The 21085-nt window shown below is 69.8% G+C and carries 18 protein-coding genes; 12 read left to right on the top strand and 6 right to left on the bottom strand.

Going from position 1 to position 21085, the window contains the following annotated elements:
• Positions 1 to 5: 5 nt before the first annotated feature.
• Positions 6 to 647, top strand: coding sequence for a hypothetical protein (locus AOP72_RS02125; RefSeq protein ID WP_062131743.1), 642 nt, complete (start codon positions 6 to 8; stop codon positions 645 to 647).
• 90 nt (positions 648 to 737) lie between these two features.
• A complete protein-coding gene (locus tag AOP72_RS02130; RefSeq protein WP_238581582.1) occupies positions 738 to 1691 on the top strand; it encodes an L-lactate dehydrogenase in 954 nt (317 codons plus the stop codon).
• Positions 1692 to 1697: 6 nt separating this feature from the next.
• On the opposite strand, the gene AOP72_RS02135 is transcribed toward AOP72_RS02130, so the two are convergent.
• Complete coding sequence (locus AOP72_RS02135) at positions 1698 to 2582, bottom strand: L,D-transpeptidase (RefSeq protein ID WP_152650214.1); 885 nt, start codon at positions 2580 to 2582, stop codon at positions 1698 to 1700.
• Between the two features lie 58 nt (positions 2583 to 2640).
• Complete coding sequence (locus AOP72_RS02140) at positions 2641 to 4836, bottom strand: MMPL family transporter (protein ID WP_062131749.1); 2196 nt, start codon at positions 4834 to 4836, stop codon at positions 2641 to 2643.
• Positions 4837 to 5043: 207 nt separating this feature from the next.
• On the opposite strand from AOP72_RS02140, the gene AOP72_RS13345 reads away from it, so the two are divergent.
• Both AOP72_RS13345 and AOP72_RS02150 read left to right on the top strand, forming a co-directional pair.
• Complete coding sequence (locus AOP72_RS13345; RefSeq protein ID WP_062131752.1) at positions 5044 to 6450, top strand: sensor histidine kinase; 1407 nt, start codon at positions 5044 to 5046, stop codon at positions 6448 to 6450.
• Positions 6447 to 7091: a response regulator transcription factor gene (locus tag AOP72_RS02150; RefSeq protein WP_062131755.1), complete on the top strand. Its 645-nt coding sequence runs from the start codon at positions 6447 to 6449 to the stop codon at positions 7089 to 7091. Before AOP72_RS13345 ends, AOP72_RS02150 begins: the two co-directional genes overlap by 4 nt.
• An 80-nt stretch (positions 7092 to 7171) precedes the next feature.
• Here the strand turns inward: AOP72_RS02150 and AOP72_RS02155 are convergent, their stop codons facing one another.
• Positions 7172 to 9313, bottom strand: coding sequence for a right-handed parallel beta-helix repeat-containing protein (locus AOP72_RS02155; RefSeq protein WP_062131758.1), 2142 nt, complete (start codon positions 9311 to 9313; stop codon positions 7172 to 7174).
• A 266-nt stretch (positions 9314 to 9579) separates the two neighbouring features.
• Between AOP72_RS02155 and sucC the strand changes: the two genes are divergently transcribed.
• From sucC to AOP72_RS02170, 3 genes are all read left to right on the top strand, one after another.
• Positions 9580 to 10746, top strand: a complete 1167-nt coding sequence (gene sucC, locus AOP72_RS02160) for an ADP-forming succinate--CoA ligase subunit beta (RefSeq protein WP_062131761.1) — start codon at positions 9580 to 9582, stop codon at positions 10744 to 10746.
• Positions 10747 to 10756: 10 nt separating this feature from the next.
• The gene (sucD, locus tag AOP72_RS02165) at positions 10757 to 11650 is read left to right on the top strand and encodes a succinate--CoA ligase subunit alpha (RefSeq protein ID WP_062131764.1); all 894 of its coding nucleotides are present in this window, start codon (positions 10757 to 10759) and stop codon (positions 11648 to 11650) included.
• A gap of 183 nt (positions 11651 to 11833) precedes the next feature.
• On the top strand, positions 11834 to 13060 hold the full coding sequence (locus tag AOP72_RS02170; RefSeq protein ID WP_062131767.1) for a cell division protein PerM: 1227 nt from the start codon (positions 11834 to 11836) through the stop codon (positions 13058 to 13060).
• On the opposite strand, the gene AOP72_RS02175 is transcribed toward AOP72_RS02170, so the two are convergent.
• Complete coding sequence (locus AOP72_RS02175) at positions 13047 to 13472, bottom strand: hypothetical protein (RefSeq protein ID WP_062131770.1); 426 nt, start codon at positions 13470 to 13472, stop codon at positions 13047 to 13049. The genes AOP72_RS02170 and AOP72_RS02175 overlap by 14 nt on opposite strands.
• 49 nt (positions 13473 to 13521) lie before the next feature.
• On the opposite strand from AOP72_RS02175, the gene purN reads away from it, so the two are divergent.
• The 3 genes from purN to AOP72_RS02190 are packed head-to-tail and all read left to right on the top strand — an operon-like array spanning position 13522 to position 16024.
• Positions 13522 to 14208 carry a phosphoribosylglycinamide formyltransferase gene (purN, locus tag AOP72_RS02180; RefSeq protein WP_084631147.1) on the top strand — a complete coding sequence of 229 codons (687 nt, stop codon included), beginning with the start codon at positions 13522 to 13524 and terminating at the stop codon, positions 14206 to 14208.
• A complete protein-coding gene (gene purH, locus AOP72_RS02185) occupies positions 14205 to 15761 on the top strand; it encodes a bifunctional phosphoribosylaminoimidazolecarboxamide formyltransferase/IMP cyclohydrolase (protein ID WP_062131773.1) in 1557 nt (518 codons plus the stop codon). Before purN ends, purH begins: the two co-directional genes overlap by 4 nt.
• Positions 15761 to 16024 carry a DUF3017 domain-containing protein gene (locus AOP72_RS02190; RefSeq protein WP_062131776.1) on the top strand — a complete coding sequence of 88 codons (264 nt, stop codon included), beginning with the start codon at positions 15761 to 15763 and terminating at the stop codon, positions 16022 to 16024. Before purH ends, AOP72_RS02190 begins: the two co-directional genes overlap by 1 nt.
• Positions 16025 to 16128: 104 nt before the next feature.
• On the opposite strand, the gene AOP72_RS02195 is transcribed toward AOP72_RS02190, so the two are convergent.
• Positions 16129 to 17010: an aquaporin gene (locus tag AOP72_RS02195; protein WP_062131779.1), complete on the bottom strand. Its 882-nt coding sequence runs from the start codon at positions 17008 to 17010 to the stop codon at positions 16129 to 16131.
• 194 nt (positions 17011 to 17204) lie between these two features.
• Between AOP72_RS02195 and AOP72_RS02200 the strand changes: the two genes are divergently transcribed.
• Both AOP72_RS02200 and AOP72_RS02205 read left to right on the top strand, forming a co-directional pair.
• Positions 17205 to 18422: an NADP-dependent isocitrate dehydrogenase gene (locus tag AOP72_RS02200; RefSeq protein WP_062131783.1), complete on the top strand. Its 1218-nt coding sequence runs from the start codon at positions 17205 to 17207 to the stop codon at positions 18420 to 18422.
• Positions 18423 to 18460: 38 nt separating this feature from the next.
• On the top strand, positions 18461 to 19450 hold the full coding sequence (locus AOP72_RS02205) for a malate dehydrogenase (protein WP_062131786.1): 990 nt from the start codon (positions 18461 to 18463) through the stop codon (positions 19448 to 19450).
• A 73-nt stretch (positions 19451 to 19523) separates the two neighbouring features.
• On the opposite strand, the gene AOP72_RS02210 is transcribed toward AOP72_RS02205, so the two are convergent.
• Positions 19524 to 21056 (bottom strand): CHAP domain-containing protein, encoded by a 1533-nt coding sequence (locus tag AOP72_RS02210; protein WP_062131789.1) that lies wholly within the window; start codon positions 21054 to 21056, stop codon positions 19524 to 19526.
• Between the last annotated feature and the right edge of the window lie 29 nt (positions 21057 to 21085).

Raw genomic sequence — 21085 nt, forward strand, 5'->3', positions numbered from 1 at the left:
GGCGCATGAAGCGGTGGTGGGCGCTGGGAGGCGCTGTCGCGCTGGTGGTGCTGGTCGTCGCGCTGGTGGTGCCGGTGCGATACGAGGGCACGACGACGGTGTCCGCCGTCGAGGTCGCCGCAGAGGAAGGCGTATGCGGTCAGGTCACCTCCTCAGGAGACCTCGAGATTCAGCGCACGACGCCGCTGATCGACCTCGGCGTGCTGACGAGGGTGAAGGCCACGCTCGTCGACCCTGTGCTGGCCCTTGCTGGCACCGATGACTGCAGCGATGTGGACCGAGTGTCGTATGGGGTCACGTTGTCGCCGGCCACGTGCGAGGCGCTGAACCAGATGTCGGCGACGGAGCTCAGCGAGTTCGAGAACGCGCGCAGTGACGGCGGGATCGCCGCCGTCGTGCTGTGCGAAGGCGAGGCCGTCGTGCTGATGAATGAGACGTGGAAGGACGAGCCTTTCGAGATGACCTCGTCGTGGGATGACCACCGGTTCTACCTTGGCAGCGACCTCGTCGTCAACGAACCCCAGTGGTGCGCCGCGACGGAGTACTGGCTCGAGGTGACCTCGTCCGAAGGCGCCGCCGTCTCCACGGAGTCCCGTTTCCTCGAGCCGGTCGTATCCACCTGGTGCATCGACCTCGTGGCCCCCTGATCGGCCTCCGATTCCTCGCTAGGCTGAGGCCCAGTGGGCTCGCCGCCACCGGACGCGGCTGGCTCGACCAATCCTGAGGAGGAAGCCATCGTGGAAGCGAAGACGTCCAAGGTGTCCATCGTCGGTGCAGGAGCGGTGGGGGCGACCCTCGCTTACGCGGGTCTGATGCGTGGTTTCGCGCGCACCGTCGCGCTGTACGACATCAACAAGGCCAAGGTCGAGGCCGAGGCGCTGGACCTCGCGCAGGGCATCCAGTTCATGCCAGAGGCGACCGTGCTGGGATCCGACGACGTGGGCGTGGTCGAGGGCTCCGACGTGGTGGTCGTCACCGCCGGCGCGAAGCAGCAGCCAGGGCAGTCGCGCATGGACCTCGCCGGCGCGACCATTTCACTCATGGACAAGGTGCTGCCGCCGCTGATGAAGGCCGCCCCCAATGCCATCTACATCCTGGTCACCAACCCGGTGGACGTGGTCACGCTCGCGGCGATCAAGAAGTCGGGCATGGACCCGGCGCGCATGTTCGGCTCCGGCACCGCGCTCGACACGTCGCGCCTACGTCACCAGGTCGCACAGGCCTGCGATGTCGCGGTCGGCAACGTGCACGCGTACATCGCGGGCGAGCACGGCGACTCCGAGGTGGCGTTGTGGTCCTCCGCGACCGTGGGCGGCCAGGCGCTCGCACAGTGGCGCGACCGTAGTGGCAAGATCGTGATGACCCCCGAGCGGCGCGAGCAGATCCACCACGACGTGATGCGCTCCGCCTACACGATCATCGAGGGCAAGGGCGCCACGAACTACGCGATCGGCGTCGCCGGAGCCCGGATCGTCGAGGCGGTCCTGGGCGACCAGCGCCGCATCATGCCCGTCTCGACGCTCATCGACTATCCGGGCGTGGGCGAGGTGTGCATGTCCTTGCCGGCGGTGATCGGCCGCAACGGCATCGAGCACCACGCAGACATCCCGATGGACGAGTCGGAGCGCGCCGCGCTCGAGGCATCGGCGCGGTCGATCCGCGAGACTGCGGAGCGGTTCGGCGCCGTCTGAGTCGGCCTAGGCCCCGCGGGAGGCGTGGACCACGACGGGAGTCCCGACGCCCACGCCTTCCGTCTCCGCGATCTCCGTGACGACCTCGTTGGGCAGCCGGACGCAGCCGTTCGAGACGGCCTGGCCCATCACGTCGGGCTGGTCGGTCCCGTGGACGGCGATCTGCGGGACGCCGCCGTTGAACTCCTCAAGAGTCTCTGACCACCCATTGAGGCCCAGCGCGTACGCGCCGTAGACGCCGCTGGGGTTGGCCGTGAAGTCGAGCACGTCGGTGACCCAGAACACGCCGAGCGGCGTGGGCGACACGTCCTCGCCGATCACGGCCTCCGAGAGCACCGAGACCTCCCCGCCGACGGTGAGCTCCACCTCGCGTTCGGCGAGGTAGACATCGATGCGCGCGTCGGTGGAGGTGACCGTCGCATCGGCGGCACGCACCCACCCCGTGCGGTGGTTCGGCGCGCCCAGCAGTTCGACCTGGACCCACTCCTCGCCGTCGACGCTCTCGCGCGCGAAGCCCATCAGCGTGGTGCGGGAGCCGAGTGCGCTCCATTGGCCCAGCTCCTCTGACGGCTCCGCGGCGCCGGGGCTGTCGAAGACTGGGAGGCCCTGGGCTCCTGCCTCGAGCAGGATCTCGCCGGGGGCCACCTCGGGTACCGCGGGGCCGGGCGAGGGGGACGGTCTGGCCGTGGCGGGGCTGGGAGACGACGCGGCGGGCGCGACCGGTTCCGGGTCGTTGCCTTGGGTGAGCAGCACCACGAGGACGACCGTCACGATGATGAGCGAGGCAGCCGCGGCCACCCGCCGCCAGCGCCGGCCGCGGCGCGAGGGCCCCGTGCCAGAGCGGCGAGGGCCGGACCTGGCGCGCGAGGTTGCGGAGGCGTCGGAGGGCACGGGCACCAGGGTAGTTGCCCCGGTGCCCGTGCCCCGCTCGTCGCGCGGGGTCTGGCCGTCAGACGCGCACGAGCGCCGGCTCGCGCTCGTCGTCGGGCCTGGGCACCGGCACCGGTTCCCCGCCCTCGATGCGCATGACCGGCAGCCACCCGAGCCATCGCGGCAGGTACCAGTTGGCACGTCCGAGCATGGTCATGAGCGCGGGCACCAGGATGGACCGCACCACCGTGGCGTCGAGGATGACGGCGGCCGCGAGCCCGAACCCCATCTGCGCGAACTCCGCGAGGTCGCCCAGCGCGAACCCGCCGAACACCGCGACCATGATCAGCGCTGCGCCGGTGATGAGCGACCCGGTCCGACTGAGTCCGAAGGCCACCGCCTCGCGGTTGTCGCCCGTGGCATCGAACCGCTCCTTGACGCGGCTCAACAGGAACACGTGATAGTCCATCGACAGCCCGAAGAGCACCGCGAACAGGAACAGCGGGATCCATGGCGCGATGCCGTCGACCTGGGGGAAGCCCAGCAGGCTGGCTCCCCATCCCCACTGGAAGACCGCGACCAGCATCCCGAAGGCCGCCGCCGTCGACAGCAGGTTCAGCGCGATGGCGAGTGCCGGCACCACCACCGAGCGGAATGCGAAGAGCAGCAGCACGAAGCTCGAGCCCAGCACGATGAGCAGGACCCATGGGGCCATGTCGGCGATCATTCCGGAGAAGTCCACGGCGCTCGCCTGGTCTCCGCCCACGTGAGCGATCGCACCGGTGCCGTCGAGCGCAGCGGGCACCGTGACGTCGCGCAGGCGCTCGATGGCCTGCTCGGCCAGTGGATCTGCGGCGTCGTGCACGTCGCGGGTGTCGATCAACGCCGTGTCGCCGATCCACTCGACCGTGGTCTCGGCGAATGCCTGGTCCGCCTCGATGGCCCGCGCCAGGGAGGCCACCTCGGCCGGGATGCCCCCGGCGTTCTCCACGACGACGGTCGACTCGGCCTGGCCCAGGCCGAAGTCGTCGACCAGGGTCTCGGAGGCGATGCGGAGGTCGTTGTCCTCCGGCATCGAGTCGATGCCCGGGAACGTGAGCCGCATGGACGTCGCCGGTGCGGTGAACAGGCCCAGCACCGCGATGCCCGCGACGCCCCACACGACCGGTCTGCGGATCACGCCGTTCGCCATGGTGCGCCACGCCCGGGACTCCCGCCCGGGATGCGACGTGGGCACGCGTCCCTTGTTGACGCGATGGCCGAGCAGCCTGAGGACCGCGGGCAGCAGGGTCAGCGAGGCCAGCACGGACATCGTCGCGACGATGATCGCCCCGGCACCCAGCGATCGCATGATCGTGGACGGCACGATCAGCAACCCGATCAGGGCGATCACGACGGTGATGCCGGAGAACAGCACCGCGCGGTTGGCGGTCGACCCGGCGACCGTGACCGCATCGATCACGCTTCGGCCCGCGGCCAGTTCCTCGCGGAACCGCTGCACCATCACGAGGCTGTAGTCGATCCCGAGCGCGAGGCCCATCATCGTCACCATGTTCACCACGAAGAACGACAGTTCGAAGGCCTGACCCACGATGGCGGTCGCACCGACCGCCATCACGATCGACACCAGTGCGACCAGCAGCGGGAGACCTGCGGCCACGAGTGCGCCGAACACGATGACGAGGATGATGAGCGCGACGCCGATGCCGATCGCCTCTCCCCGGATGAGGCTCTCCTCGGCGAGGGTGTCGAACGCGATCTGGCCGGTGGCCGGTCCGATCGCGCGCACGTCGAAGCCGTCGGCCTGGACGGACTCGACCGCGTGGGCGAACGCCTCCGCATGCTCGCCGTCGGCGCCTGGATCGAGCGTGATGCTCACCAGTGCGGTGGACCCGTCCTCGGAGACGGGGTAGGGCGCCTCGGCGGTGGGGACGACCACGTCACCCACCCCGGCAAGGCCCCGTACTGCCTCCGTCACCTCGTCGAGCGCGCCGGCGAAGGCGGCGTCACCGAACGCGGCGCCCCCGCTCGCGGTGACGATGATGGTCTCGGTGCCGGACGCATCGGCCTCGGTGCCGCCGCGCAGCGCCTCGTCGAGCTCCTGGACGGTCCCGGACTCGGTGGTGATGAGCATGCGCTCTTCTTGAGTGAGGGCATCTCCCAGCCCTCCAGCGGCGTAGCCGGCGGACGCCAGCGCGACCACCCATACGATGATGGTCAACCACGGCCGGGCGGCCGTGACGCGGGCGATGCGCCCGGTGAATCCAGTGCTCATGTCTCCTCCTTGGAGATCCAGGGACGGTTCGACGCTAGGAGGGTTGGACCAGGGAGACAGCCCGCCCACGAGCGATACGGCCGCGCTGGCGGGGGGACGATGCGACGCCGCCGGGTGACGGCGGCCGATAAGCGTTCCCCCGCTCGGGGGAGGCGGCTCCGACATCTGGGTGTGGGCAGGAGCGCGTGCGCCGGGCACGATGGGGCCATGGCATTCATCCGTCGCTACTTCGCCGTCACGTGGTCCGCGCGGACGTGGCGGGAGATCGCGTACCTGCTGGTGGGACTGCCGGTGTCGATCGTCTGGTTCACCTACATCCTGACCATGTATGCAGTGAGCATCGCGCTGGTGATCGTGTGGGTCGGAGTGGTGATCGCTGCCGTGGCCCAGTGGACGCTGCGTCCCATCGGGGACATCGAGCGGGCCACCGCGAACGTGCTGGTCGCTGCGGGCATCGAGCAGCCCCCACCGCGCCGCTATCGTCTGCACTCGCCAGGGCAGCCACTCACCCTGGCGGGTGCGGGCCGCTGGGGGCACGCGCTCCTGCACGATGTGGAGGCGTGGCGGACGCTCGCATGGCTGATGATGCGGATCGTGCTGGGCCCCGTCGGCTTTGCTCTCGCGCTGTGCGCGATCGTGGTGCCGGTCGCGCTCGTCGGGGCGTGGCTGATCGCCGCAGGCCACGCGCTCGGCGTGATCCCCGGCCCCGGTGCAGACGAGCCGACCGCGCAGTCCGTCGTGGATACGGTGTCGTGCTGGGTTCTGGTGGGCACCCCGGTGGTGGCGATCGGTGTGCCGATGTTCGCGTGGGTGTCGCACCACTACTCGAGTCTCGTCGCGGGGCTGGCGCGATGGGCGCTGGGGCCGTGCGGAGACGCGCGCGTCGCTCAGGCGACCGAGCGTGCCGAGCTCGCCGAGACTCAGGTGCGCGTGGACCAGGAGCTGCACGACAGCATCGGCCACATGATCACCATGAACATCGTGCAGGCGGGCGCGGGCGCCCACGTGTTCGACGCCGACCCGGAGTTCGCGCGCCAGGCGCTGCGCAACATCGAGGAGCGGGGGCGCGTCGCGATGGGCGAGCTCGACCGCATCATCGCCGCGATGAGGGGAGACGACGCCGAGTCGCGCACCCCGCTGCCGACGCTCGACGACGTGCCCGGACTCGTCGACCAGGCGCGCAGTGCCGGGCTCGAGGTCGAGACCCGGTTCGAGGCGGGCCCTGCGCCCGCGGCGCTGTCGCGCGCGGCCTACGCCATCGTGCGGGAGGGCGTCACGAACGCGGCCAAGCATGCTCCCGGCTCGACCATTCACGTCCACGTGGCGCAGCTGACCGATGCGCTCGCGGTGTCGGTGCGCAACGGCCCGGCTGCGCCAGGCGCAGCCCCCATCGCGGCCCTCCGCCAGACGCGGACGGCGCGGGGCCACGGGATCGCCGGCATCCGCGACCGCGCGGCGCTGCTGGGAGGCACCAGCCTGATCGGGGACAGGCGAGACGGCGGCTACGAGGTCATGGTGCTGCTGCCGCTCGAGCTCTCGCTCTCCTCCGAGGCAGACGATGCCGACGCTGCCTGCTGCCGGTGGAGCCGCGTGCGTGCCAGGGTGGTCGCATGAGGATCGTGATCGTCGACGACGACCCGTTGGTGCGCATGGGGCTGGGCGCGATTCTGCGGTCGGAGCCCGGGTGGGAGGTGGTGGCGGAGGCCGGCGACGGTGCGTCCGCCGTGGCCGAGGTGCGCCGCGCTCATCCCGACGTGGTGCTGATGGACGTGCGCATGCCCGGAATGGACGGTTTGGAGGCCACCCGCCTGATCGTCGAATCGGGTTCCGCCGCCAAGGTGCTGGTGCTCACGACCTTCGAGGTCGATGAGTACGTCTTCGACGCCATGCGAGCCGGGGCGGCCGGGTTCGTCCTCAAGCGCCTGCCGCCCACCGAGCTGATCGAGGCCGTGCGCGTGGTGGCGGCGGGGGAGTCGCTGCTGTTCCCCGCGTCCACCCGAGCCGTGATCGAGAGGTTCGCCGGACCGGAGGACGCCGAGCTCCCGGATCTCACCGAACGGGAACAGGACGTGCTGCGCGAGCTGGCCCGCGGGCTGTCGAACCCGGAGATCGCGGCGCGACTGTTCGTCTCGGTCGAGACCGTGAAGTCACATGTTGCCGCGATCCTGACCAAGTTGAGCGTGCGGGACCGCACCCAGGCTGTCATCGTGGCGTACGAGTCCGGCTTCGTGCGTCCGGGGGACGGCATCGAGTAGCCAGCCCTCGCATCGGCGCGCAGGAAGCAGTGAGGGCTGGCTCCCCGGGGGAGGCCAGCCCTCACTGCGTCGTAGGGCGTCTAACCCGTGAAGGTGCCTTGGATGGCGAGGGCGACGGGGTCGACGATGAAGCCGTTGGCCCGGCCGTCCTCGTCGAGGTCGCCGCCGTCGGTGAGCGTGTAGGTGACGGTGGTGCCGTTGTTGCTGAACGTGGCGCCTTCGACCTTGGACCATGCGTCGTCGCCGGACTTGAGCACCGTGGTGAAGGGTCGGGGCGCCGTCAGGGTGATGGTGACGGTGTCGCCGGCCTGGGGCACCTCGACGGTGAATGCCAGGGCGCCGTAGGGCAGCATGGTGTCCGCCGGGGGTGCGGGGTCAAGGTCGGCGGTGGCGATCCAGGAGACGTCGGTGACCGCGATCGCGGGCGACGCCGTGGCCGTGACGGCTCCCGCGCCGGTCGGGATCTGGAACTCGACCGGTCCGGGCTCGACGCCCGGCTCCGGATCCTCGACCGTCACCTCGACGGCGCCGATATCCTTCGCCTCGCCCTGGGGGCGCGTGACTCCGCGCTGGTCCACGGCGAGGTCAGAGGCGCCGTCTGCGACGGCGTCGACGAGCGGGCTGCTCGCTGCGGGTGCCACGGTGAGCGTGGCGCCGCCGTTGTCGGCCAGCGCGCCCAGCTGGGGATCGAGACCCGGCCCCAGGTCGCCCTCGCCGGTCCAGTCGTCCGTGCACGAACCGTCGACATCGAAGTTGGCGGCCGTCGTGGCGATGGTCTCCTCCAGGTCGCACGACGGCACCGACGCTCCCGATCCCCACACGGTGGCGGTGAGGGTGGTCGTGCCGGTGTGGATCACGCTGAGGTCGGTGGCCCCTCCGGTCGACGTGTTGTCGACGAACGTCGCGTGAGTCACCGCGAGGGCGCCGGCATCCATGACCGCCAGGGCAGGAGACGCGACGTCGGAGGAGTTGCCGACGACGGTCGAGTTCGCGACAGTCACGTCGTTCCCTGACCCCGTCACGACGATGGCGCCCGCGCCGTCGCCAGACGAGTTGTCGGCGACAGTGGAACCGCTGACCGAGACGCCGCCTTGGAACCACACGGCACCGCCCGCGCCGGATGCGGCGTTGTCGTCCAGCTCCGAGGCCTCCAGCGCGAATGACGCGTCCCGTTCCAGGAAGCTCTCGCTGAACGCGATTGCGCCGCCGACGTCCTCGCTGGAGTTGCCAGTCAGCCTGGAGCCGGTGACGGTCAGTGAACCGTCCACCGCGATCGCGCCTCCCGCGAGTTCTTCAAAGGCCCCGCCGAACACCGGAGAGAGGGCGGCCGTGTTGCCGGTCATCAGCGAGTTCGCGAGTGTGGTGGAGGTGCCGTACGAAGCGATCGCCCCACCGGTCTCGGCGGTGTTGTCCGTGAAGGTGCTGCCAGAGATCCGGGTATCGCCGAACACGAGGATTGCTCCGCCCACCATGGCGGCGTTGGCCGTGAAGACCGAATCGACGATCGTGACCGATGCCGCGTCGCTGACGACGGGGTCCTGCATCGCGCCCTGCGAGTAGACGCCAGTGCGCATGTTGACAGCGCCGCCGAAGAAGCCGGCGTTGCCTTCGAGGTGAGAACGGCTGATGGTCAGCTCTCCGGCTGACGACACGGCGGCGGAGCCGTCAAAGTCTCCTGCCCCGCTGTCGACCAGTGATACGTCGGAGAGCTCGATGAGTCGGGTCGAGAAGTTGTTGATCGCGCCGACGGCCTGGAAGCCCTCGATCGTGACGTCCGTGACGGTCACGTCGGGGCCGCCCTCGTCCGGCGTGACTGGGGGTGCTCCCACGTCGCGGAGCGGCGACGAGCCTTCTCCGTACACGGTGAGGAAGGTGCCGAGCGCACCCTCGGCACCTGACGGCTGCTCGGCGACCGTGGGCCCCGTGATGGTGATGCCGGCGACCGCACCCTGCACGGTGAGGGGCTGGACGCCGTCGTAGACGTTCGCGGACTCGCCGCCGACCGCGAAGCTCCCGGTGAGCGTGATGACCTGCGGGCCGTCGAGTTCATGGGACGCGCACACGAGTTCCGCCGCGTAGTCCTCCGCAGTGGCCGCGCGGCCATCGCATGCGGGTACTGCCGATGCGGGCGCGACGGCGATCGTTGCGGTGAGCAGTCCCAGTGCGGCAGTGGATAGCGCCCTGCGTGTACGCAGGGACAGGTCAGGGTGGGTGTGCGACATGGGCCCCTCAGCTCAGATTCGGCATTGTACCTGGTACAACGCGAACGGTACCACAATCGGGACCGCTGGAATAGGGATGTTCAGCCACGCGTCACGCGACACCGGCCGGCCCCAGCGCCGGGGCCACGGCCATCCCGTGTGCCCTGCACGTCATCGTACGGCTCCGAGAGGCGTCACCGCGGCGAAACACACGGCGACTAGGCTGAGAGCCACCGAACCAACGCGGCGCGCGACCCGAGCGCGCCTGCGCGACAGCGAGGACGCACATGGATCTGTTCGAGTACCAGGCGCGCGACATGTTCGAGAAGCACGGCGTGCCCGTGCTGCCCGGCATCGTCGCCGAGACCCCCGCGGAGGCCAGGGCCGCCGCAGAGAAGCTGGGAGGCGGCACCGTCGTCGTCAAGGCCCAGGTCAAGACCGGCGGGCGCGGCAAGGCGGGCGGAGTCAAGCTCGCTCACTCGCCGGACGAGGTGGAGACCGCCGCTGCGGCCATCCTCGGGATGGACATCAAGGGCCACACCGTCCACCGCGTGATGATCGCCGCGGGCGCCAAGATCGCGGAGGAGTTCTACTTCTCGGTGCTGCTGGACCGTGCCGAGCGTCGCTACCTCGCGATGTGCTCGGTCGAGGGTGGCGTCGAGATCGAGCAGCTCGCCGTCGAGCGCCCCGAGGCGCTCGCCCGCGTGGCGGTGGACCCGCTGGTCGGCATCGACGCCGCGAAGGCGCGCGAGATCGTGGCGGAGGCCAACTTCCCGGAGGACCTGAGGGAGCCCGTCGCTGCAGTGATCCAGCAGCTGTGGACCGTGTACGCCGAGGAGGACGCCACGCTGGTCGAGGTCAACCCCCTCGTGCGCACCGAGGACGGCGCGATCGTGGCGCTCGACGGCAAGGTGACGCTGGACGAGAACGCGGGCTTCCGTCACGAGGATCACGCCGCCCTGGAGGACAAGGACGCCGCGGACCCGCTCGAGGCCAAGGCCAAGGCGCTGAACCTGAACTACGTGAAGCTCGACGGTTCCGTGGGAATCATCGGCAACGGCGCCGGTCTGGTCATGTCGACGCTCGACGTCGTCGCGTATGCAGGCCAGCAGCACGGCGGCGTGAAGCCCGCCAACTTCCTGGACATCGGTGGCGGCGCCTCTGCCGCCGTGATGGCCAACGGGCTGGACGTGATCCTGAACGACCCGCAGGTCAAGAGCGTGTTCGTCAACGTGTTCGGCGGCATCACCAGCTGCATCGAGGTGGCCAACGGCATCGTGGGCGCGCTCGAGCAGCTGGGCGACACCGCCACCAAGCCGCTCGTGGTGCGACTGGACGGGAACTCGGTGGATGAGGGTCGAGAGATCCTCGCCGCCGCCAACCACCCGCTTGTGACCATCGCCCCCACCATGGACGGAGCCGCGGCCAAGGCCGCCGAGCTCGCCAACGCGTAAAGGACGAAACATGTCGATCTTCATCAACTCTGACTCCAAGGTCATCGTCCAGGGCATGACCGGCTCCGAGGGCTCCAAGCACACGGCGCGCATGCTCGCGTCCGGCACACAGATCGTGGGCGGCGTCAATCCCCGCAAGGCCGGCACCTCGGTCGACTTCGAGGTCGAGGGCGACACCCGGTCGATCCCCGTGTTCGGCTCGGTGGCCGATGCGATCGCGGAGACCGGCGCGGACGTCACCGTGCTGTTCGTCCCGCCGGCGTTCACCAAGGGCGCCGTCATCGAGGCGGTCGATGCCGGCATCGGCCTCGCGGTGATCATCACCGAGGGCGTGCCGGTCGCGGACACCGCCGAGTTCTTCGCGTATGCGCAGTCCAAGGGCACCCGGCTCATCGGCCCCAACTGCCCGGGCCTCATCACGCCGGGTCAGTCCAACGTGGGCATCACCCCCGCCAACATCACCGGTCCCGGCCGGGTCGGTCTCGTCTCGAAGTCGGGCACGCTGACGTACCAGATGATGTTCGAGCTTCGTGATCTCGGCTTCTCGACGTGCGTGGGCATCGGCGGTGACCCCGTCATCGGCACCACGCACATCGACTGCCTCGAGGCGTTCGAGAACGATCCCGACACCGACGCGATCGTCATGATCGGCGAGATCGGCGGCGACGCCGAGGAGCGCGCGGCGGCCTACATTCAGGCACACGTCACCAAGCCCGTCGTGGGCTACGTGGCGGGCTTCGAGGCCCCCGAGGGCAAGACCATGGGCCACGCGGGCGCCATCGTCTCCGGCTCCGCGGGCACCGCTCAGGCGAAGAAGGAGGCCCTTGAGGCCGCCGGCGTGAAGGTGGGCAAGACGCCCACCGAGACGGCAGAGCTCATGAGGCAGATCCTGACCGCGCGATAGCGAGGCATGCGTTCGGCCCCGTGGCGGGAGTCGCCACCGGGCCGTTCGCATGTCCGCACGCACCCGGACCCGGCCCGAGCGTCCCGTCGTGCCCTCAGTGTCGCGGATGGGTCGAGCGTGTGTCCTGGAGGAGCCTGAGTGTCGCTGGGTCGTTTACGCGTGGCGCCAAGCGACCATGGACGCATGTCGTCCCGGTCCCTCACTACAGACCTGCGCGCCCTCGGCAGGCGCGCGGTCGCGGCCGTGCGCGCGGCACCCGCCTGGCTGGGCGGGATCCTCACCGGCCTGCAGGGCCTTGCGCTGTCCTACTTGGCGGTGCTCGCACCCAGCTTGGCGGTCGCCGCATCGGCGCCTCAGAACGGGGTCGGCGGAGCGGATTGGGCGGGTGCATCCTCAGTGGCCACGAGCCTGTGGCTGCTGGGCCACGGCGTTCCCGCAGAGGTCGGCGGTACGGTCGTGGCGCTCATCCCCGTGGGACTCACCGTGCTCAATGGGGCGATCCTTGCGGCGCTCGCGCGACGTTTCGCCGCGCGGACCTGGGGCAGTTGGGTGCTCGCGGTTGCCACGTATGCCGTCGGAGTCGGTGCCATGGCGTCCGTCGTGGGGTCACCTTCGCAAGGGGCACACGTGGTGACCGCGGTGATCGTTGCGGTGGCGCTCGCTGCGGTGGGGGTCGCGATCGGGATCTGGCGGGCGCATGGAGCCGACCTCTCGGCGCTTGCCAGGGTGCCGGCGTGGGCCACCACGGGCGTCCGGCGAGGAGCCGCGATGGCGAGCCTCCTGGTCATGCTCGCCGCCGCGGCCGGGGCCGCCGCGGCGGTCGCTGGACGGCACGCCATCGGCGAGGCGGCGACGGCCTTGGGCTTGGACGCGGTGAGTGCGGGCGTGCTCGCGATTGCGGAGCTCGCCTACGTGCCGACGCTGATCGTGTGGATGGTCGCATGGCTGACAGGGCAGGGGTTCGCGGTGGGGCTCGGGACCCACTATGCGCCGGGCGACCTCAGCGTCGACGCGCTGCCCACCGTGCCGTTGCTGGGGGCGCTGCCCTCCGCGTCGGGCGGACTGCTCGTGTGGGCGCCGATGCTCGTCGCGATCGCCGCCCTCGCGGTGCGGATCGCGGTGCGCAGGCCCCTACTGACCTGGCGCGAGGACCTTGCGGCCGACGTCGTCGCGGCATGCACCCTGTGCCTGGTCATGGCGACGGCATTCGTGGCGTCGAGCGGCGCGGCGGGCCCGGGGCGGCTCGAGGCGGTCGGGCCCGATGCGCTCGCAACCACAGCGGCGCTGCTGGGGCTGACGGCCGCTGGCCTCGCCGTCGGCGCCGCGGCTCTGCGCGCCCCGGCGGCCCTGGGCGCTCTTCGGGCCCGGGCCGGGGCGAGCCGCAGCCGTGAGGCTCCTACGGCCTCGTGAGGCCCACCCGGGCAAGCAGGTCGTCGACCAACTGCTCGGCCTCCGCCATGTATTCGCGCTCACAGGCGTCTTCAGCAGACGTCGTGATGGCGCGCGCCATGCACTCCTGGCGGTTCTCCACGGGCTCCCGGAACACGATGAGCACGAGCCCCATGAAGGTGGCGAACGCCGAGACCAGCACGCCCGCGACCATCGCGTACCGAAAGGGCGCGACCTTGGGTGTCGACATCGACCGCCACAACGCGCGGATGCCTACGAGCGCCGCGGCCGGTCCGGTCAGGACCGCGCCGAAGGCGAGGGGGATCGACAGCATGTTCAGCACCACGGTGACCAACAGCAGCACCATGAAGATGCGGCTGTCGCGCCGTGCCCCGGGGGGCAGTGGGCTCTCAGCGGTCTGGTCCTCTGCCACGGTGGTCCTCCTTGCAGGTGTGCCCCAAGCATGCCGATAGGCTCGGCCCGTGACAAACCCGACCGCCCCCGCACGCCTGGTGGTGCTCATCTCCGGAGCCGGCTCGACCATGCGCGCGGTTCTCGACGCGCAGCGCGACCCTGGCTACGGCGCCCGCATCGTGGCCGTGATCGCGGACCGGGCCGACGCGGCCGGCCTGTCGATCGCGGCGGAGGCGGGGGTGCCGACCTCCGTGGTCGCCCTCAGCGATTACCCGGATCGCGCGGAGTGGGACCGAGCGCTCGCGGAGGAGGTGGCGCGACACCGCCCCGACCTGGTGCTGCTCGCGGGGTTCATGCGCCTGATCGGTGCGCCGAGCCTCGCGATGTTCGACGGTCGCATCGTCAACACCCACCCTGCTCTGCTGCCGTCATACCCCGGCGCACACGGCGTGCGCGACGCTCTGGCCGGGGGTGCGAAGATCACGGGCTGCACGGTGATGCTCGTGGACGCGGGCGTCGACACCGGCCCGATCATCGCGCAGGCCGCGGTCGAGGTCTGGGATGATGACACCGAACTGAGCCTCCACGAGCGCATCAAGAGCGTCGAGCGCGGCCTCGTCACCTCCACAGTGGGGCGGATGGCGCGCGAAGGGTGGACCGTGGACGGACGACGGGTGACACTGGGCGGCGGGTCTGTGAAGACTGCGACATCGAACAACGCTGCGACATCGAACAACGTGAAGGGCGACACATGAGCGACCGGCAGGCGGTACGACGGGCACTGATCTCCGTCTATGACAAGACGGGGATCGAGGACTTCGCCCGTGGACTGGCCGATGCGGGGGTCGAGATCGTCTCCACCGGCTCCACCGCATCGCGCATCGCCGATGCGGGCGTCGCCGTCACGCGTGTCGAGGACCTCACGGGCTTCCCAGAATGCCTCGACGGGCGCGTGAAGACGCTTCACCCTCGGGTGCACGCCGGCATCTTGGCGGACCGTCGCCTCGAGACGCATCGAGCCCAGCTCGAGGACCTGGGAATCGAGCCCTTCGACCTCGTTGCGGTGAACCTCTATCCGTTCGCGGAGACCGTCGCCTCCGGCGCTGGCCAGGATGCCACGATCGAGCAGATCGACATCGGCGGACCGTCGATGGTGCGCGCGGCCGCGAAGAACCACGCCTCCGTGGCCGTGATCGTCGACCCCGCCGGGTACGAGGACGCCCTGGAGTCGGTGCGCGCCGGCGGCTTCACGCTCGCGGAGCGCCAGGCCCTCGCGGCGGCGGCGTTCCGCCACACCGCGGACTACGACATCCACGTCGCCTCGTGGATGACCAGCGTAGTCGCGCCCGCGGATGAGGCGCCGATGCCGCGCTGGGTGGGGGCGTCGTTCGAGCGTCTGCAGCCGCTGCGCTACGGCGAGAACCCTCACCAGGCGGCAGCGGTCTACGCCGATCCGACGGCCACCGGCGGGCTCGCGCACGCGCGCCAGCTGCACGGCAAGGAGATGTCGTTCAACAACTATGTCGACGCGGATGCTGCGCTGCGCGCCGCCTATGACCAGGCGCCGCCAGCCGTCGCGGTGATCAAGCACGCCAATCCGTGCGGCATTGCGGTCGGGTCGGACATCGCGGAAGCCCACGCGAAGGCCCACGAGACCGACCCCGTGTCCGCCTTCGGCGGAGTGATCGCCGCCAACCGCGCCATCACGGTGGCAGCCGCGGAACAGATCGCGAAGATCTTCACCGAGGTCGTGGTCGCCCCCTCCTTCGAGGATGGCGCGCTCGAGATCCTGCAGTCGCGCAAGAACGTGCGCGTGCTCGAGGTGGACCCGAGCGCACTCCAGGTCGAGTGGCGCAGGATCACCGGTGGGCTGCTGGTGCAGCGTGCTGACCGCATCGACGCCCCCGGAGACTCCGCTCGAGCGTGGAAGCTCGTCGCCGGCGCCGCCGCGGACGAGGCGACCCTCGCTGATCTCGAGTTCGCGTGGCGCGCGTGCCGCGCCGTGAAGTCCAACGCCATCCTCCTCGCCGCCGACGGCGCAGCTGTGGGCATCGGCATGGGCCAGGTCAACCGCGTCGACTCGTGCCGCCTCGCGGTCGAGCGGGCGGGTGCCGCGCGCGCGCGTGGTTCCGTCGCGGCCTCGGACGCGTTCTTCCCGTTCGCCGACGGCCTGCAAGTCTTGGCCGATGCGGGGGTCACGGCGGTCGTCTCACCCGGTGGCTCGGTGCGCGATGGCGAGGTCATCGACGCCGCACACGAGGCCGGCATCACGCTCTATCACACGGGCACGCGGCACTTCTTCCACTGATGCCCCGCACTCGGCTCACCTCGTCCCGTACCGCCCTCGTGGCGCTCGGCGCAGTGACGGCTGCCGTCGCGGTCGGCGCGCTCGTGGACGTGCAGGCCGGGGCGTTGGCCCTTGCCGCGCTCGCGCTCGTGGGCGCTGTGACGCGGCTCACCCTCCCGGCCGGACGGGCGTTCTCGGTGCGGCGTCGGTACATCGACGTGGTGCTGCTCGTGGCCTTCACGCTGGTGCTGACGTTCCTCGCGCTCTCCACGCCGTTGGGCTGACGGCCCCGCTCCGCCAGCACCGCTGTTCGCTGCGCCCGCGCATCGGCCGACAGACAGGGCCCGGTCGCAGGGGCGACCGGGCCCTGTCTGTGAATCGGCAGGCGTCAGTCTTCGATGACCGCGATCTCCTGGATGGTCTCGACGATGATGAGGTCCTCTTCCGGCCCGAAGGCCCGGAACAGCAGGCCGGCGATCGCCGCGCCCACGAGCGGCGCAAGCCAGAACAGCCACAGCTGGGAGACGACATCCATGCCCGCGTAGAGCGCAGTGCTCGTGGCGCGTGCCGGGTTGAGCGCGCCGTTGGTGAACGGGATCGCGATCAGCACCAGGAAGCCGAAGGTGAGGCCGATGGTGACCGGCGCCGCCGCCGCGCCCACCCTGGAGCGCAGCGAGGTGACCGACAGGACGACCGCAACCAGCAGCGCCGCGATGATGACCTCGACGATGAGCGCGGCCAGGAGCCCGAACTGCACGGGTGAGCGCTCGCCGAAGCCGTTCGAGGCCGTAGCCATGAACTCGACCGGGGTCCCCACCTGGTCGAGGATCGGGTTGCCGCTGCGCAGAACGAAGAACAGGCCTCCTGCGATCGCACCGCCCACCAGCTGCCCGATGATGTACGGCACGACGTCCCGGCCGGGGAACCGGCCGCTGAGCCACACGCCGACCGTGACGGCCGGGTTGACGTGAGCGCCGGACACGTGACCGAAGACGAGCACCGCGATCATCACGCCGACGGCGAAGCCGAACGGGACGGCGAGCGTTCCCCACCCCAGAATCGTGGCGAAGAGCACCGCTCCCACGCCCATGAAGACGAGGATGAAGGTTCCGGCCGCTTCGGCAAGCATGCGGGCCACGAGGCCAGGGCCCGCGAGCTCATCGTCCCCCCAGGCATCGGACTCGAGCTCCTGCTCGAAGACGTCGTCGACGGGCTCGGCCGTGGCGTCGACGCTCTCGGCGCGTTCGGGGGTGGGGTCTGGCGTGGTCATCTACATCCTCCATCGGTGGTGCGTGGCTATGCGTCCACCGGCATCTTGGCACGGGTGCCGCGGCCGGGTGCGGCGACGGGCCGTGCCGTGGCGGGCCTCAGCCGTTCCCGCGCCTGCGGACGGAGGGGCCAGCGGTGCGATGCACTAGCCTGGAAACCAGAAACCCCACTCCCCAGAACCCGTGAGGTACACGCATGACGAAGATCAAGGTCGAAGGCAAGGTCGTCGAGCTCGACGGCGACGAGATGACGCGGATCATCTGGCAGTTCATCAAGGAGCGCCTGATCCACCCCTACCTCGACGTCGATCTCGAGTACTACGACCTGGGCATCGAGTCGCGCGACGCGACCGACGACCAGATCACCATCGACGCGGCGAACGCCATCAAGAAGCGCGGCGTGGGCGTCAAGTGCGCGACCATCACGCCCGACGAGGCGCGCGTCGAGGAGTTCGGCCTCAAGAAGATGTGGGTGAGCCCCAACGGCACCATCCGCAACATCCTGGGCGGCGTGGTGTTCCGCGAGCCCATCATCATCTCTAACATCCCGCGCCTGGTCCCCGGCTGGACCAAGCCGATCATCATCGGCCGTCACGCGCACGGCGACCAGTACAAGGCGACCAACTTCAAGGTTCCCGGCGCCGGCACCGCGATGATCACCTTCACGCCGGACGACGGCTCGGAGCCCATCGAGCACCAGATCGTGAAGATGCCCGAGGGCGGCGGCGTGCTCATGGGCATGTACAACTTCAACAAGTCCATCGAGGACTTCGCGCGTGCCTCGTTCGCCTACGGCCTGCAGCGCAACTACCCGGTCTACATGTCGACCAAGAACACGATCCTCAAGCAGTACGACGGCGCGTTCAAGGACATCTTCCAGGACGTGTTCGAGCGGGAGTTCAAGGCCGACTTCGACAAGGCCGGCCTCACGTACGAGCACCGCCTGATCGACGACATGGTCGCCGCCGCGATGAAGTGGGAGGGCGGCTACGTCTGGGCCTGCAAGAACTACGACGGCGACGTCCAGTCCGACACGGTGGCGCAGGGCTTCGGCTCGCTGGGCCTCATGACGTCCGTGCTGATGACGCCGGACGGCAAGACCGTGGAGGCGGAGGCCGCTCACGGCACGGTGACCCGCCACTTCCGTCAGCACCAGGAGGGCAAGCCCACCTCCACCAACCCGATCGCGTCGATCTTCGCGTGGACGGGCGGTCTCAAGCACCGCGGCAAGCTCGACGGCACCCCCGAGGTCACCGGCTTCGCCGAGACCCTCGAAGACGTCATCGTGAAGTCGGTCGAGTCCGGCGCGATGACCAAGGATCTCGCTGCGCTGGTCGGTTCCGACCAGGAGTGGCAGACCACCGAGGAGTTCCTCGCGACCCTCGACCAGAACCTGGCTGCCCGCCTCAAGTAGGCGCGCCGACCCTCCCACCCCCAAGGAGTCACACCGAAGTGAGCACCGCACCCGTCACCGTCACCATCACCGGGGCCGCCGGCCAGATCGGCTACGCCCTGTTGTTCCGCATCGCCTCGGGCCAGCTGCTGGGGGCCGACGTCCCCGTCAAGCTGAACCTGCTCGAGATCCCGCAGGGGATGAAGGCCGCTCAGGGCACGGCGATGGAGCTCGACGACTGCGCGTTCCCTTTGCTCGCGGGCGTGGACATCTTCGACGACCCCACCGCGGCGTTCGAGGGCGTGAACATCGGCCTGCTGGTGGGCGCGCGTCCGCGTGGTCCGGGCATGGAGCGCGGCGACCTGCTCGCGGCGAACGGGGGCATCTTCGGTCCTCAGGGTGCGGCCATCAACGCCGGCGCAGCTGACGACGTGCGCGTGCTCGTGGTGGGCAACCCCGCGAACACCAACGCCCTCATCGCCTCGGCTCACGCGCCCGACGTCCCTGCGGACCGCTTCAACGCGATGATGCGACTCGACCACAACCGCGCCCTTGCGCAGCTCGCCGCCAAGACCGGAGTGCCGGTGAGCGAGATTCGCAAGGTCGCAATCTGGGGCAACCACTCCGCCAAGCAGTACCCGGACATCGTTCACGCCACCATCGGCGGACGCCCGGCCACCGACGTGGTGAGCGATGATGCGTGGGTCGCGGACGAGTTCGTGCCGACCGTCGCCAAGCGCGGTGCGGCGATCATCGAGGCGCGCGGCGCGTCGTCAGCCGCTTCCGCCGCGAACGCCGCGATCGAGCACGTCCACGACTGGGTGAACGGCACGCCCGAGGGGGACTGGACGTCGGTCGCACTGCCCTCTGACGGATCGTACGGAGTGCCCGAGGGACTCGTGTCCTCGTTCCCGGCCGTCTCCAAGGACGGTGCGTGGGAGATCGTGCAGGGCCTGGACATCGCGGCCGATGCGCGGGAGAAGATCGACGCCTCCGTCGCGGAGCTCGCGGAGGAGCGGGACGCCGTCAGGGGACTCGGCCTCATCTAGGCGCGCACCACGCAAGCGGGCCCGGTCTCTTCCTGATGCGAAGAGACCGGGCCCGCTTGTCGCGTGCTGAGGCTCAGCCCCAGTCTTCAGGGTTGTAGTAGTGCCACACCGACGCCATGCTGCGCTGGCGGTAGTACACGCCGCGCTGCGGGTCGCCACTCCCGTCCGTGGTGTTCCCCTCCACCGTCCAGATCGTGCTGCCGCTCTTGCGCACCACGATGCCGGAGTGGGTGGGATTGCCGGTGCCCCAGTCGAACAGGACCACGGTGCCGGGCTTCACCCGGGACGAGTCGCGGTCCGGGTTCACGAGCTCGCCGGAACTGCGCAGGCGCGACACGTAGGTGTCGTAGTTGTTGGACAGCGAAGGCTGCTGGTAACCGTGGCCGCCGGAGAGCAGCGAGTACTGGACGAAGGTGCCGCACCATGCGGTGACGGCTCCCATCCAATCGTTGTACTTGTTACGGCGCCAGCTGCGCTCCTCATAGCCCACCTGGGACAGGGCCATCGCGGTGTACTCGGTCTGATCGGTGCGGCCGAGCGCGACGTAGCGGCCACGGCTCAGCGCGGAGTTGTTGACATACACGGAGCCGCCGGAGAACCACTGGACACAGCCCTGCTCACTGAGCCCGCATCGGACGTCTCGCATGGGGAGGCCGAGCGCGCCATGCCAGGCGCCCCGATCCATGTACTCCGTCAGGTGCTTCCAGGAGACGAGGAAGGTGTCGATGATCCCCGACGAACGGGTGATCTCGACGAGCGTGCCTGCCTGGTACTCCCGGTAGCGCGCGGCGGTGGCCCCGCCGGGGAACTGCGCGGCGTTCACCGAGTTGGAGGAGATGTCCGTCGAGGGTCCTGTCGGGGTGCCGATCACCCACCGGAGTTGGATCGCTCGTTCCTCGAGCCGCATCGAGCCGCCGACCTTGCCGGCGTAGAACGGGGCGGACGTCGCCTTCACGCGACCGTTCGCGTCGAGCAGCCTGGTCCGGTAGTAGCGCGTGTCGGTGGGCCGCAGACGGTAGTAGTAGTACCCCTTCGCGTCGGTGCGGATCGAGGTGAGCAGCGAGTACGAGCCGTTGCGCGAGGTCGATGACTCGATGATCACCAGGCCATTCTTGACCGGTCGAGTCGCCGCCGCCGCGTAGCCGTTGATCCACAGCGACTCGCCGTAGCGGTAGCGGGGTGCACTGATGCCGCCGCTGATCGAGAAGCCGTTGTAGCTGCGCACCGCCACCCTGAAGGGCGCGGAGGTGAACTCATCCGTGCGCACGCGGTACGTGGCGGTTCCGGTCGGCAGCCAGTCCTCGGTGCCGTAGCCGTTGACGATCGGCACGCCGTGCTCGGTCAACGACCACGAGGAGCCGCCATCGTACGAGAGCTCGATGCGTGCGTAGCCGTCCCAGTCACCCGAGGTCTCGACGTTGATGCGCACCGAGGTGCCCTTGTCGATCTGCGAGGGGGCGGTGACGGTGACAGACATCGCCGCCTGCGCCGGCGCGGGGCTCATCGTGACGAAGGTGGCGGCCATGGCCGCGGTCATCACAATCGCGGCCCACGCGCGGACGCGCGTGCCGAGAGCAGTGTCCTGAACAGTATTCGCGCGATCCACCGATGTCCTCCTGTGTATGCCACCCCTCG

This window comes from Demequina aestuarii (genome assembly GCF_000975095.1).
Taxonomy (GTDB): domain Bacteria; phylum Actinomycetota; class Actinomycetes; order Actinomycetales; family Demequinaceae; genus Demequina; species Demequina aestuarii.